This window comes from Pantoea sp. M_9 (assembly GCF_008631385.1).
GTDB classification, from domain to species: domain Bacteria; phylum Pseudomonadota; class Gammaproteobacteria; order Enterobacterales; family Enterobacteriaceae; genus Pantoea; species Pantoea eucrina.
The window spans coordinates 148,957-163,290 of record NZ_VWUF01000008.1 but is presented as its reverse complement, the minus strand read 5'-3'; the positions used below and the strand labels follow the sequence as shown (position 1 = coordinate 163,290).

The following is a 14,334-nucleotide window of genomic DNA, read 5'->3' as shown; positions in this document are numbered from 1 at the left end:
GAGCGAGGGAACCGCGCAGCGGCGGACGGGGCTGGCGCAGGGCCGGGGAGTGCAGAGGGCGCGGCCAGGCGTCCTCTGCCCGGTCGCCGTGCCGGGGCACAGGCTGCCGCCGCAGCTGACGGCGAACGGAACCGGCACCAGCCTCCGTGGCGAACGGAACCTGCCCCGGTGCAGCAGCACGCGGCCAGGGCGAAGGCTACCGCCCCATCTGACAACGAACTTACCGCCTCGCCTGCATCTCCGGCGCAAGCTGCTATGCTTGAAGATGGCAAAACATGGCTGAACCGATTACGCCGCCTCTCTCTCCGCCACGCCATAATCAGAGAAAACGCATTTTAATCAGCGGGCGTCTGTAGCACTGTGTGGAACCACTATTCCCAGCAAAGGGCGCAGACAAGGCGACGGTTGCCCGGCATTCTTTTGCCCACAATATTGCTAATCAAGGAGTTAAGCGATGAACCAGCTAGACGCACTAAAACAGTTCACCACCGTGGTGGCGGACAGTGGCGATATCGAATCCATTCGTCATTACAATCCGGAAGATGCCACTACCAACCCTTCTCTGATCCTGAAAGCTGCCGGTCTTGACGCTTATAAACACCTGATTGATGACGCCATCGACTATGCGAAAAAGCAGGGTGGCAGTAAAGAGACGCAGATTATCAACGCCAGCGACAAAGTGGCTGTCAACCTCGGCATGGAAATCCTGAAAAGCGTGCCGGGCCGCGTTTCAACTGAAGTTGACGCCCGCCTCTCTTTCGATCGCGGTATGTGCGTAACCAAAGCGGAAAAGCTGGTACGCCTGTATGAAGAGCACGGTATCGACCGCTCACGTATTCTTATCAAGCTCGCCTCAACCTGGGAAGGGATCAAAGCGGCTGAAGAGCTGGAGAAAAACGGTATTAAGTGCAACCTGACGCTGCTGTTCTCCTTTGCACAGGCGCGCGCCTGCGCCGAAGCGGGCGTCTATCTGATCTCGCCTTTTGTGGGCCGCATTTACGACTGGTACAACACGCGCAAGCCGATGGACCCCTATGTGGTGGATGAAGATCCGGGCGTGAAATCTGTGCGTCGCATCTATGACTACTATAAAAAGCATCGCTACAGCACGGTGATCATGGGCGCCAGCTTCCGCAAAGTTGAGCAGATTCTGGCTCTGGCGGGCTGCGATCGTCTGACTCTCTCCCCTAACCTGCTGGAAGAGCTGGCGAACAGCAATGCGCCGGTTGAGCGCAAGCTGGAACCTTCTACCGAAGGTTTCCATCAGCCTTCCCCGCTGTCAGAAGCGGAGTTCCGCTGGGAGCACAACCAGGATCCGATGGCGGTTGAAAAACTCTCTGAAGGTATCCGCCAGTTCGCCGTTGACCAGCAGAAACTGGAAGATGTGCTGGCAGCACGCCTCTGATTGCACCACCGTTGAGTGCGGGCGAGCCGAGGCGGACCCGCTGATGCTTCACTACAAGGGAGAACCCTATGTCTTCACGCAGAGAGTTGGCTAACGCGATTCGCGCGTTGAGTATGGATGCGGTACAGAAAGCAAATTCCGGTCACCCAGGTATGCCGATGGGCATGGCCGATATCGCGGAAGTGTTATGGCGCGACTTCCTGAAACATAACCCCACTAATCCGGCCTGGGCCGATCGTGACCGCTTTATCCTTTCTAACGGCCACGGCTCAATGCTGCTCTATAGCCTGCTGCATCTCAGCGGTTACGATCTGCCGATGGAAGAGCTGAAAAACTTCCGTCAGCTGCATTCAAAAACGCCGGGACATCCGGAAATTGGCTATACGCCAGGCGTCGAAACCACCACCGGCCCGCTCGGCCAGGGTCTGGCGAATGCGGTAGGTCTGGCGATTGCTGAGCGTACGCTGGCCGCGCAGTTCAACCAGCCAGGACACGATATTGTCGACCATTTCACCTATGTGTTTATGGGCGACGGCTGCCTGATGGAAGGTATCTCGCACGAGGTCTGTTCGCTGGCGGGCACGCTGGGGCTCGGCAAGCTGATCGGCTTTTACGATCACAACGGCATTTCTATCGATGGTGAGACCGAAGGCTGGTTCACCGACGATACGCATAAACGCTTTGAGTCCTATAACTGGCACGTGATCGGCAGCGCTGAAGGCATTGATGGTCACGACGCCGACGCCGTTGCCGCCGCGATTAAAGAGGCGCAGAGCGTCACCGATAAGCCATCGCTGATTATCTGCCGCACTACCATCGGCTTTGGTTCGCCAAACAAGGCGGGCAAAGAGGAGTCGCACGGTGCCGCGCTGGGCGATGAAGAGATTGCGCTGACGCGTAAGCAGCTCGGCTGGAACTACGCGCCGTTTGAAATCCCGCAGGATATCTATCAGCAGTGGGATGCAAAAGAAGCGGGTTCCGCGCACGAAAAAGCCTGGGATGAGAAATTTGCCGCTTACCAGCAGGCGCATCCGCAGCTGGCGCAGGAGTTTAGCCGTCGTCTTAACGGCGAAATGCCGGCAGAGTGGGAAAGTCAAACCGCTGACTTTATCCGCGACCTGCAGGCGAATCCGCAGAAAATCGCCAGCCGCAAGGCGTCACAAAATACGCTGGAAGCCTTTGGCAAACTGCTGCCGGAATTCCTGGGCGGATCGGCTGACCTGGCACCGAGTAACCTCACCATCTGGTCAGGCTCAAAATCGATCAAAGAGGATGCGGCCGGGAACTATATCCACTACGGCGTGCGTGAGTTCGGGATGACCGCGATTGCAAACGGCATTGCGCATCATGGCGGCTTTGTTCCTTATACCGCAACCTTCCTGATGTTTGTTGAGTACGCGCGTAACGCCGCACGTATGGCTGCGCTGATGAAAGCGCGCCAGATCATGGTCTATACCCATGACTCTATCGGCCTGGGCGAAGATGGCCCGACGCACCAGCCGGTCGAGCAGCTGGCGAGCCTGCGTCTGACGCCTAACTTCAGCACCTGGCGTCCGTGCGATCAGGTCGAAACCGCAGTGGCATGGAAAGCAGCCGTTGAGCGTCATCACGGCCCGACCGCGCTGATCCTCTCCCGTCAGAACCTGCTGCAGCCCGAGCGCAGCCAGGCGCAGGTCGAAAACATCGCGCGCGGCGGCTATATCCTGAAGGATTGCGACGGCACGCCGGATGTGATTCTAATCGCCACCGGTTCAGAAGTGGAGATCACGCTGGGAGCGGAAGCCAAACTCAGCGCGGATGGCCACAAGGTCCGGGTCGTCTCACTGCCCAGCACCGATGTGTTCGACAAGCAGGATAGCGCCTACCGCGAATCTGTGCTGCCCACCACCGTACGCGCCCGCGTCGCGGTTGAAGCAGGTATTGCAGACTACTGGTACAAATATGTCGGCATCGACGGCAAAATCGTCGGTATGACCACCTTTGGTGAATCTGCGCCGGCCGGCAAGCTGTTCCCGGCCTTCGGCTTTACCGTTGAAAACGTGGTAAGCCAGGCGGAATCGCTGCTGAAACCGGCATAAGCCCCGCGGCCCTCCCCCGATAACGGTGAGGGCCGTTTTTTTTTTTCACTTTCTATACAAAAAAATCGCGTTTTCCCCTTCCCGCTCTGCGCAAACTGATTACTATAGGTTTTCTTCCGATCCTGATAGCGGACGCACTCCCGTTGAAAAAACCGACTTCATTTTTACTGGCCCTGATGGTCTCCGTGCTGCCTGTCAGCGGTATGGCACAGGTATCACCAGATCCCCTGCTGGCATCGCAGATTGTCGATCGCTATGCCGAACATATTTTTTACGCCAGCGGTGCAACCGGCATGGCGCTGGTCGCTATCGACGGCAATCAGCGCGTCTTTACCAGCTTTGGCGAAACCCGCCCCGGTAATAATGTCCGGCCGCAGCAGGACTCCGTTATCCGCATCGCGTCACTCAGCAAGCTGATGACCAGCGAAGTGATGGTGAAAATGGCCGAGCGCGGGCAGATCCGCCTGGATGACCCGCTCAGCCGCTACGCCCCGCCGGGGGCGCGCGTTCCGGCCTATAACGGCCAGTCGATCCGTCTGATCAACCTCGCCACCCACACCGGCTCGCTGCCGCGCGAACAGCCCGGCGGTAAACCGCACCGTCCGGTGTTTGTCTGGCCAACTAAAAGCGATCGCTGGCAGTGGCTGCGCAACGCCACGCTGAAAGCCGCGCCCGGCACTCAGGCGGCCTACTCCAACCTCGGGTTTGACCTGCTGGCTGACGCGCTGGCGAAAGCGGGCGGCACGCCCTATCCGGCGCTGCTGCAGCGGTTAGTCACGCGCCCGCTGGGGATGAAGGACACCACCTTTACCCCCTCACCGGACCAGTGCCAGCGCCTGATGGTGCCGGAAAAAGGTGCCAGCCCCTGTAATAACACGCTGGCGGCGATCGGCAGCGGCGGCGTCTACTCCACCCCTGATGATATGGCGCGCTGGATGCAGCAGTTTCTCGACTCAGCGGTAAGCCACCGCACGCCGCAGATCGATCGCCTGCAGACGCTGATCTACCGGCGCGATCAGCTGACCAAAGTGGAAGGGATGGATGTCCCCGGACGTGCCGATGCGCTGGGTATGGGCTGGGTCTATATGGCTCCCAAGGCGGGCCGGCCCGGTATCATCCAGAAAACCGGCGGTGCCGGCGGCTTCATTACCTATATGGCGATGATTCCGCAGCATAATCTTGGCGTGTTTGTGGTCGTCACCCGTTCACCGCTCAGCCGCTTTACGCCCATGAGCGATGGCGTAAATAATCTGCTGGCAGAGCTGGCGGGCAACAAGACGGGTTCGCCGATGATGATCGGCGCGATCCCCTGAAATCCGGATAGTCGCTCAGCGCGCCGGCTGGCTTACCCACAGCGTGGGCCAGTCGTCGCTGCTGTGCCAGGCATCGCAGATCTGCTCTTCCGCATATTCCGCCAGAACAAACGCGCTGCCATCAAACTGCCAGCGTGTTGCCGTACCGCAATCACCCAGCCCGCGATTTTTACTGAAGGTATAGAGCAGGCCATTACTGGCATCAAACTCGGCGTTCACCAGCTCCAGCTGCGTGTCGCTGCGCGCGGGGGGAGTAAAAGGCAGATTCAGCGTCAGCCCGCGTGATACGTAGGGCTGGCTGCGCGTCACTTCAAACGCCAGATCGATAACGTTATAGGCACCGGTTTCACAGCTGACCAGCAGCAGCGCTTTGCTGTCGGTCAGCGGCGCAACGCTCACCTCGCGCCGGAGCGGATCCAGCGAGCAGTTATCGGTAGTGATGCGCCAGGTTCCATAGTCGATCAGTCCGCTGGTCTCCTCCTGCGTCAGCGGCGCGGGCGGCGGGCCTGATGACGGCAGCGATGGCAGCGATGGCGGTGGCGGGAGATCCCACTTCGCTCCACGTCTGACCCATGCGCTGGTCCCGTTTACGCGCCCCTGCACATCATCCATCAGCAGCAGCGCCGCTTTCAGGCCGCGCAGCGGAACCACCGCTTTGGCCTGGTATGTCAGCTGTAGCGTACTCGCGTCCAGCGTCTGTCCCAGAAACTCATCAATCGCGATAGCGTTGCTGGTAGCAAGATGATGCGGCTCAACCGTCCAGTGTTTAAGGTCGGGCTTCAGGCGACGCTGATCCAGCAGCAGGTTATCTTTCAGCGGGCCACCCGGCAGCGCGCCGGTATAGGCGCTGCCGTAATCGATACGCAGCAGCGGGCGATCGTCGACGCCGGCGTGGCGCGACAGCGTCATCACCAGACCATTGTCGCCGGGAAAGCTGCGCGCCACGCAAAAAGCCGCATTGTTACAGGTGAGCTGCCAGTCAGAAAAAGACTTCTGCAGAGGTTCAGCCTGCACGCTGGCGCTGGCTGCCAGAGAGCTCAAGAGCAGTGACTTTATCCAATACGACATTAACAACCCGGTCCCCGAATTCCTTGAAAGAAAATCATAGCGCACTGCGTGCGTTATCAGCAGGCTGGAAGTGTGAAGCGGCCTGAAAAGCAGCATTAACTGCTTATTAAATCAGCGATTCATCATCGTACGGACAGGTTGTGCGCTGCGTTCCTATCATCCACTGCGCCTGACAGTGGCTCAATCAGATTTCCCCGACTATCAGGGCGGAGTCTGAAACGGTCAATCCCGCACAAACGGTCATAAACAGTCATGCTATGGTAGCTATGGATTAATAAGCTGGTGATCGGATCTGTTTTAACTGTGACGCTTCAGGGGTTAATTATGTGAGCCATATCAACATTGCATGCAAATAACCGTTAATCATTACATTGATAACCGAACTTATATCACTCAATAACGGGCCTCTTTTTTTACCACCGTGGACTCCTGCCCAGTCCACATTTTCCCGTGCCCGCTTCCAGTAATTTATAGCCATCGGAGGATAAGTATGTTGCCGATTGAGAGACAACAAAGAATTATTAATGAACTTAATATAAATGGCCGCGTAATTGTCTCAGAGCTGGTCACGCTATGTCAGGTTTCGCAGGAAACCATACGGCGCGACTTAAGTCAGCTGGAAAAAAGAGGATTATTACAGCGCAGTCATGGTGGTGCTGTTCCGGTAAAAAAACAGAACGCCAGCACTCCGGGAAATAACAGAGCTGGCAGAGAAAACGAATTATCTTTTCGGCAGCGTATTAATGAGCATGTCGATGCAAAAATGAGCATTGCCAAGCGCGCGCTCGATTTTATTACGCCGGGTGACTGTATTTTACTCGATAGCAGTACCACCTGCTGGTATCTGGCGCGCCAGCTGCCCGATATTGAGTTAACCGTGCTAACCAATTCGCTACGCATCGTGCAGACGCTGGCAGCGCGCGGCAGCATTCGCACTATCTGCCTTGGCGGAGAATATTCTGACCGCGATGAGGATTTTCACGGCGTAGTGGCTGAGCAGCCGCTGCGTGAATTTCAGATTAATAAGATCTTTTTTTCCTGTAGCAGTTTGGGTAATGACGGATATTTACGGGAAGGCAATGAGAATAACGCGCATTTAAAACAACAAATGTTGCTGGCCGCTGAAAGAAAACATCTGTTACTGGATGGCAGTAAATTTATGCGCCCCTCATTTGCCCGTGTTTGTCACTACCGTGATGTCGATTTTCTGATAACTGACCAATTAAAAGATAAAGAGCTGGAGCAGGAGCTGGCGTGGAATGGCGTTAACGTCATTGTCTGTTCTCAGCGTCATCAGTCCATGCAGCTAATTAAAAATTAACCAGGAGTCTGTATGAAAAAACATCTTATCGCCTGTTCTCTGCTTGCCCTGTTTGCCGCCACCGGCGCGCAGGCCGCTGATAAATTACGCATGGGTATCGTCGTTAAAATCGGGGGGATCCCCTGGTTTAACGCCATGGAAGCGGGCATTAAAAGTGAGGCGGCGAAGCGCGGCATCGATGCATGGATGGTAGGCCCTACCGCTGCCGACCCGGCACTGCAGGTGCGCGCCATTGAAGATTTGATTGCGCAGAAAGTCGACATCATCGGCGTGGTGCCTAACGATCCGAAAGTGCTGGAGCCGGTGCTGAAACGGGCGCGGGACGCCGGTATCGAAGTGATTACGCATGAGTCTCCTGGCCAGCAGGGTGCCAACTGGGATTTTGAGCTGGTTGACGCCGCCACCCACGGAATCAATCACATGAAAGCGCTGGCGAAGTGCATGCATGACGAAGGCAAATACGCCATGTACGTGGGCAGCCTGACCGTACCGCTGCATCAGCAGTGGACCGACGCCGCGCTCAATTATCAGAAAGAGCACTATCCCAACATGCAGCTGGTTACCGACAAATTTGGCGTCGGCGAATCGCTGGATGACTCCATCCGTACCACCAATGAGCTGATGTCTAAATATCCCGATCTGAAAGGGATTATGGCGTTTGGTTCACAGGGGCCGATTGGTGCCGGGCGTGCCGTTATGAACCGCAAAAAAATTGACCAGGTTTGCGTCATCGGCTCCTTCAGTCCGGGCCAGGGTGCCTCGCTGGTGCAGCGTAACGCTATTAAAGGCGGCTACATCTGGAATCCGGAAACCGCAGGTGAAGTCTTTGTGCGTATTGCCGACATGATGCAGAAGAAAGAGCCGATCACCGACGGTATGACGATTGAAGGACTCGGCAAAGTCAAAGTGGATGAAGCGACGCATACCATTCTCGGCAACAACACAGAGAGTCTGGATAAAGACAACCTGCCAAAACTGGTAAAAATGGGGCTCTGATATGCAAGAGGTCATTCCACAGACGCTAATTGCGCTCGAGAATCTGTCGAAAACATTTGGTGGCAACCGCGCGCTGAGCGATATCTCCCTGACCTTACTGGCAGGCGAAGTGCACTGTCTCGCTGGCACCAACGGCTGTGGCAAGAGCACCCTGATCAAAGTTATCTCCGGGGTGCACGCCCCGGACAGCGGCAGCCATATTACGCTGGGCGATGGCCCGGCGCTGCCGCGACTGACCACGCAACAGGCGCGTGATTTCGGTATTCAGGTCATCTATCAGGACCTGTCGCTGTTCCCCAACCTGAGCGTGGCGGAGAACATCGCGTTTGAGCATAACCTTAATGGCCTGCTGCGCTGGCACCGCAGCGCACGCCTGCGTGAAAGCGCGCGCAGCATTATAACCGAGCTGAAATTTGACCTCGATCTGGATGCGAAAGTCGCGGCGCTCTCAATTGCCCAGCGCCAGCAGGTCGCGATCTGCCGCGCGCTGGTCGCCGATGCGCGCCTGGTGATCATGGATGAGCCAACCGCCTCGCTGACCCGTACCGAGGTTAATCAGCTGCTGCGCACCGTGCGCTATCTGAAAGATAAAAATATCTGCGTGGTCTTTGTCAGCCACCGGCTCGATGAGGTGCTGGAGATCTCCGACCGCGTCACGGTGATCCGCGACGGCCGCAAAATGGGCTGCTGGCCCGCCCGGGAGATGACGCCACATCATCTGACCGAGTTGATGACCGGTCTGAAGCTCGACTATCAGCTGAAAGCGCCGACGCGCAACAGCGAGCGCGTGATCCTGGAGATAGATAATCTCACCCGCGCCGGTCAGTACCGTGACGTCAGCTTTAAACTTTACGAGGGTGAAGTACTGGGCCTATGCGGCCTGCTCGGCTCCGGACGTACCGAGCTGGCGCTGTCGCTGTTTGGCATGACGCGTCCCGACAGCGGCAAAATCTGGCTCGACAGCAAACCGGTCCGCTTCCGCGGTCATGAAGATGCGATCAAAGCCGGCATTGGCTATGTGTCGGAAGATCGCCTGACGCTGGGGCTGGTGCAGCAGCAGTCGGTGGCCGACAACATGGTGCTGCCGATCCTCGACAAACTGCAGAACCGCTTTCACCTGATCGATGAGTACCGCAAAAACAAACTGATCCTGCAGTGGATCCAGCAGCTCGGCGTGCGCGTCGCCGATCCGAATCTCGCCATCTCTACCCTCTCCGGCGGCAATCAGCAAAAAATTGTGCTGGCAAAGTGGGTTCTGACGCAGCCGCGTATTCTGATCCTCGATTCGCCTACCGTTGGCGTGGACGTCGGCGCCAAAGCCAGCATCTATCAGCTGATCCATGAGCTGGCGAAAGAGGGACTGTCGATCATCCTGATTTCTGATGAGGTGCCGGAGGTCTGGTACAACTGCGACCGTATCCTGCACTTCCGCGATGGCACCATTCATGCCGAATATCAACCCGATAGCGTCGAGCAGCAGCAGCTGGCGGAGGTGATCAATGCCTGATTTTTCCCGTTTACGTCCGCACTCCAGCCAGGGCTGGCTCGCCTGGGTGCTGCTGGCGTTCATTCTGTTTTTCTCTGTGACCAGCGATCAGTTTCTTACCGTACAGAACCTGCTGGATCTGGCGGAGAGCTACGCGGTCACCGGTATCTTTGCGCTGGGCCTGTTTGTAGTGCTGGTGACCGGCGGAATCGATATCTCTTTTGCCGCCGTTGCCTCAGTGGTGCAGTACCTGCTTGCATCCCTGTTTGTGCAGTTTCAGTTTGATAACGCGCTGCTCAGCATCGTGCTGGCGATCGTGTGCGGCACGCTGTTTGGCGTAATCAATGCGCTGCTGATCACTACGCTGCGGGTGGTCTCCATCATCATCACGATCAGCATGCAGTCACTGCTGTTCGGCCTGCTGATGTGGGTGACCGGCGGCCGCAGCCTCTATTCGCTGCCGGAGTGGTGGATCACCCTGCGTAACGTGCTGCCGTTCAGCTGGCAGGGCGAGAGCTTTCAGGTCGGCTTACCGCTGGCCACCATGCTGATCATTGCCGCGGCCACCGCACTGCTGCTGAACAAAACCAACCTCGGGCGCCAGCTTTATGCGGTGGGTGGCGACGCTGAGTCTGCGCGACGTATCGGCATTCGCGTCGGCCTAATCCACGTTTTTGCCTACGGCTGGCTGGGCGCAATGGCGGCGGTTGGCGGCCTGGTACAGGTCTATCGTATGGGAGAAGTGGTGCCTAATGCGCTGGTTGGCGGCGAGCTTGATGTGCTGGCGGCAACGGTGCTGGGCGGCGCCAGTCTGATGGGCGGTAAAGGCACGGTCAGCGGCACGCTGATGGGGGTCTTCCTGATCGCCATCCTGAAGAACGGTCTTAACCTGGTGGGCGTGTCTAACTACTTCATGAACATCGTGGTAGGCGGCGTCATCATGATCGCGATCGCCGTAACGCACTACAAAAAACGCAAAGAAACTGATGTCAGTTTCGTGTGACTGAGGGCATTGATGATGAAATCACTGACTGCACTGCGCCCTGACGGCACCAACCTTGGTCTGATGCTGCTTATCGCGCTGGCGCTGGCGACCTTTACGCTGATGCTGCCGGGTCGCTTCCTGACCGACTCCACTTTTATGAGCATGGCGTTTCAGCTGCCGGAGCTGGGATTACTCACGCTGGCGATGTTTATCGCCATTCTCAGCGGTGGCCTGAATCTCGCCATTATCGCCACCGCCAACCTGACCGCGCTGTTTATCGCCTGGACGCTGATGAGCGCTCTGCCCGCCGGTGCCGGAATGGCGCTGCAGCTGCTGTGGCTGTTTATCGCCATCATCGGCGCCATGCTGATTGCCGCCGCCATCGGCGTCGTCACCGGCCTGATGGTGACGCGCATCGGCGCGCATCCAATTCTGGTGACGCTGGCAACGATGATGACGCTGAACGGGATCGGTATCTGGCTGACTAAAGGCGCGGCCGTCAGCGGCATGCCGCCGGTGGTGCAGGCGCTGGGCGCTAATACGCTGCTGGGGATGCCGCTGCCGCTCTGGGTGTTTCTCATCGCCGCCGCGCTGCTGGCGCTGTTCCTCGGTAAAACCCGTGCCGGCAAATGTATCTATATGGGCGGCAGCAACATCAACGCGACCTGGTTTAGCGGCATTAACACCCACCGCATGGTGATGCTGGTTTACGTGATCTCCAGCCTGCTCTGCGTGCTGGCGGGCCTGATTATGATGGCGCGCTTTAACTCCGCGCGCATGGGCTACGGCGACGCCTACCTGCTGCTGACGGTGCTGGCGATTATCCTCGGCGGCACCGATCCCAACGGCGGCTTTGGTCGCGTCACCGGCGTCGTGCTGGCGCTGATTGCGCTGCAGGTGCTCTCAACCGGCTTTAACCTGATGAATATCAGCCAGCACGTCAGTCTGGCGATGTGGGGTGCGGTGCTGATTGTGGTACTCGCCTTTAAACAACTCAAAACCCGACTCAACGAACACCGTGCGGTAAAGCTCAGCAAGCTGGCCGCGGTGCTTAATCCTCTGACTGAAAAGAAGGAAGTATGATGCGTATTCAAATCTCCCCGTCACTGATGTGTATGAACCTGATGGAGATCAAGCACCAGCTGCAGGTTCTCGATTCGCGCGCTGACTTTCTTCACGTGGATATCATGGATGGTCACTACGTTAAAAACATCACGCTCTCCCCTTTCTTTATTGAACAGATCCGGCCTTATACCCGCGTGGCCATTGATGTGCACCTGATGGTGGAAGAGCCGACCGATTTTATTGAGGCGGTCGCCAGAGCGGGCGCTGACTATATCTGCCCGCACGCAGAAACCATTAACCGCGACGCCTTCCGCGTGATCAATCTGATCCGCAGCTTTGGTAAAAAAGTGGGGGTGGTGCTGAATCCCGCCACGCCGGTCTCCTTTATCCAGCACTATATTCACCTGCTGGATAAAATTACCGTGATGACAGTGGATCCTGGCTACGCCGGTCAGCCCTTTATTCCGGAGATGGTGGAGAAAGTGCGCGAGCTGAAAGCGCTTAAACAGCAGCACGGTTATCACTATCTGGTTGAGATTGACGGCTCCTGCAACACCCGCACCTATAACCAGCTGATTGGGGCCGGTGCAGAAGTGCTGATTGTCGGCACATCCGGCCTGTTCAATATTCATGATGATTTGGCGACCGCGTGGGAGATGATGCGCGACAGCATTGATGAAGCCCAGGGGCTGACGCAGGTGTCCGCATGAAACCACGCTGGCTCGGTATCGACATCGGCGGCACCGGTACGCGGCTGCAGCTGATGGAAGAAGGAGGCGTCTGGAGCAGCTTTCGCAAAGTCGCCACCGCCAGCTGGGCGCAGCAGCCCGACGCGCTGCTGGCGCTTGCTCAGCTCATCCGCGACACGCTGGAGCAGCAGCCGGTAAGCGGCATTATGCTGGGTCTGCCGGGTATTCTCAGCCGCGACCGGCAGCAGGTGATTTCGCTGCCCTTTATTCAGGCGCTGGATGGCCAGCCGGTCGCGGCGCGCCTCACCGCGCTGCTTGGCGTGCCGGTCGCGATGGACAAAGATGTGAACCATCTGATGCTGTGGGATCTGCTGCAGCTGGAGCAGCTGCCGGACAACGCCGTGGGTCTCTATCCTGGCACCGGTATGGGCAACAGCCTGTGGCTCAACGGTGGCTTTTATCACGGCGAGCATGGCGGTGCCGGCGAGCTGGGGCATATTCCGGTGGCGGGCAACGCCCTGCCCTGCCCGTGTGGCAACCACGGCTGTGCAGAAACGCTGACGTCGGGCCACTGGCTGAGCCGCTGGGCGGCACAGAACGCCGCCGATACGCCGATGCCGGCGCTGTTTACCCGCCACGGCGAACAGCCGGAGCTGCAGGCGTTTGTCCGGCGGCTGGCTGAACTTATCGCGACCGAAATGAATATTCTCGATCCGGAGTACCTGATCCTCGGGGGCGGCGTACTGGCGATGGCTGATTTTCCGCTGGCACAGCTGCGCAGCCAGATCCAGCAGCATCTGCGGCCACCGGTTACCCGTGAAAATCTGAAGATTATCTTCAGCCACTCAACCGACTACACGGGCTGCCGCGGTGCCTGTCTCGCCGCCGCACGCCTGTTCAGGAGCGTATGATGAAAGGAAAAGTGTGTGTTTTCGGTTCCTTTAATCTCGACATCGTGGCGGTGATGCGCCGCTTTCCGCTGCCGGGTGAGTCGCTGACGGCGCATCACAGTATGATGGGCGCAGGCGGCAAAGGGGCTAATCAGGCCACGGCGGCGCTGCGCGCAGGTGCGCGGGTGCACTACATCGGCAAAGTAGGCAATGACGATTTTGGCCTGTTTGCCCGCCGTCATCTGGAAAAGACCGGATTCGATGCCATTACGCTGTTTACCTGTAAAGAGAAGCCGACCGGCAATGCGCTGATTTACGTCGCGGGCGACGACGCGGAGAATATGATTTCAGTCTATCCCGGCGCCAATACCACCGTGACCGCAGCCGAAGTGACGCGCTGCCAGCCTACGGTCGCCGCTGCCGATATTCTGCTGGTGCAGCTGGAGAATAATCTCAGCGCTATCCAGCGTATGATCGATAACGCCCGCGCCAGCGGCACCTTTGTCATTCTTAACCCGGCACCGTGGCAGAAGATCGGCGATGCGCTGCTGGCAAAGGTCGATCTGCTGACGCCAAACAGCACCGAAGCGACCCAGCTCAGCGGCGTAACGGTAACCGATTTCGCCAGCGCACGCCGTGCCGCCGATGTGCTGCACCGTAAAGGCGCGCGCCAGGTCATTATTACGCTCGGCATGGCGGGAGCCCTGCTCTCAACGCCCGACCGGCAGCAGCGTATTCCGCTTTTTCCGGCGCAGCCGCGCGACACCACCGGCGCGGGTGACGCATTTAACGGTGCGCTTGCCGCGCGTCTCGCCTCAGGCGACGATCTGCCGCAGGCGGCGCGGTTTGCTGCAGCGTTTGCCTCGCTCTGCGTCGAGCGCGCTGGCGCAGCCGACTCAATGCCCTCCTACGCCGAGGCGCTGGCGCGACTGCAGGCGCATCCGGAGTGCGTGGTCGGGGAGATAGAGAACGCGGTGGCGTAACTGAAAGGCTGGCAGAGCTATTCAGCCATGCAGGCCGCGGAGGGCGCATCACAGC

At 58.1% G+C, this 14,334-nt stretch carries 12 protein-coding genes; 11 read left to right on the top strand and 1 reads right to left on the bottom strand.

Annotated elements, in window-relative coordinates:
• Positions 1–454 precede the first annotated feature (454 nt).
• From tal to ampH, 3 genes are all read left to right on the top strand, one after another.
• Positions 455–1,405: a transaldolase gene (tal, locus tag F3I15_RS13035; RefSeq protein ID WP_150018192.1), complete on the top strand. Its 951-nt coding sequence runs from the start codon at positions 455–457 to the stop codon at positions 1,403–1,405.
• A 68-nt stretch (positions 1,406–1,473) separates the two neighbouring features.
• A complete protein-coding gene (gene tkt, locus F3I15_RS13030; protein ID WP_039379483.1) occupies positions 1,474–3,483 on the top strand; it encodes a transketolase in 2,010 nt (669 codons plus the stop codon).
• A gap of 143 nt (positions 3,484–3,626) precedes the next feature.
• Positions 3,627–4,796, top strand: a complete 1,170-nt coding sequence (ampH, locus tag F3I15_RS13025; protein WP_150018191.1) for a D-alanyl-D-alanine-carboxypeptidase/endopeptidase AmpH — start codon at positions 3,627–3,629, stop codon at positions 4,794–4,796.
• A gap of 15 nt (positions 4,797–4,811) precedes the next feature.
• On the opposite strand, the gene F3I15_RS13020 is transcribed toward ampH, so the two are convergent.
• Positions 4,812–5,864, bottom strand: a complete 1,053-nt coding sequence (locus F3I15_RS13020; RefSeq protein WP_150018190.1) for a DUF1176 domain-containing protein — start codon at positions 5,862–5,864, stop codon at positions 4,812–4,814.
• Between the two features lie 490 nt (positions 5,865–6,354).
• On the opposite strand from F3I15_RS13020, the gene F3I15_RS13015 reads away from it, so the two are divergent.
• From F3I15_RS13015 to F3I15_RS12980, 8 genes are read left to right on the top strand one after another with little or no spacing between them, the layout of a single operon-like run.
• Positions 6,355–7,185, top strand: coding sequence for a DeoR/GlpR family DNA-binding transcription regulator (locus F3I15_RS13015; RefSeq protein WP_150018189.1), 831 nt, complete (start codon positions 6,355–6,357; stop codon positions 7,183–7,185).
• 12 nt (positions 7,186–7,197) lie between these two features.
• Positions 7,198–8,181, top strand: coding sequence for a substrate-binding domain-containing protein (locus F3I15_RS13010; RefSeq protein WP_039379493.1), 984 nt, complete (start codon positions 7,198–7,200; stop codon positions 8,179–8,181).
• A gap of 1 nt (position 8,182) precedes the next feature.
• Positions 8,183–9,688, top strand: coding sequence for a sugar ABC transporter ATP-binding protein (locus F3I15_RS13005; RefSeq protein ID WP_039379496.1), 1,506 nt, complete (start codon positions 8,183–8,185; stop codon positions 9,686–9,688).
• Positions 9,681–10,670, top strand: coding sequence for an ABC transporter permease (locus F3I15_RS13000; RefSeq protein ID WP_039379498.1), 990 nt, complete (start codon positions 9,681–9,683; stop codon positions 10,668–10,670). The genes F3I15_RS13005 and F3I15_RS13000 overlap by 8 nt, the downstream gene beginning before the upstream one ends.
• A 15-nt stretch (positions 10,671–10,685) precedes the next feature.
• A complete protein-coding gene (locus F3I15_RS12995) occupies positions 10,686–11,735 on the top strand; it encodes an ABC transporter permease (RefSeq protein WP_150018200.1) in 1,050 nt (349 codons plus the stop codon).
• On the top strand, positions 11,735–12,427 hold the full coding sequence (alsE, locus tag F3I15_RS12990) for a D-allulose 6-phosphate 3-epimerase (protein WP_150018199.1): 693 nt from the start codon (positions 11,735–11,737) through the stop codon (positions 12,425–12,427). Before F3I15_RS12995 ends, alsE begins: the two co-directional genes overlap by 1 nt.
• Positions 12,424–13,317, top strand: a complete 894-nt coding sequence (gene alsK, locus F3I15_RS12985; protein ID WP_150018188.1) for an allose kinase — start codon at positions 12,424–12,426, stop codon at positions 13,315–13,317. The genes alsE and alsK overlap by 4 nt, the downstream gene beginning before the upstream one ends.
• Positions 13,317–14,279, top strand: a complete 963-nt coding sequence (locus tag F3I15_RS12980) for a ribokinase (RefSeq protein ID WP_039379505.1) — start codon at positions 13,317–13,319, stop codon at positions 14,277–14,279. Before alsK ends, F3I15_RS12980 begins: the two co-directional genes overlap by 1 nt.
• Positions 14,280–14,334: the final 55 nt, after the last annotated feature.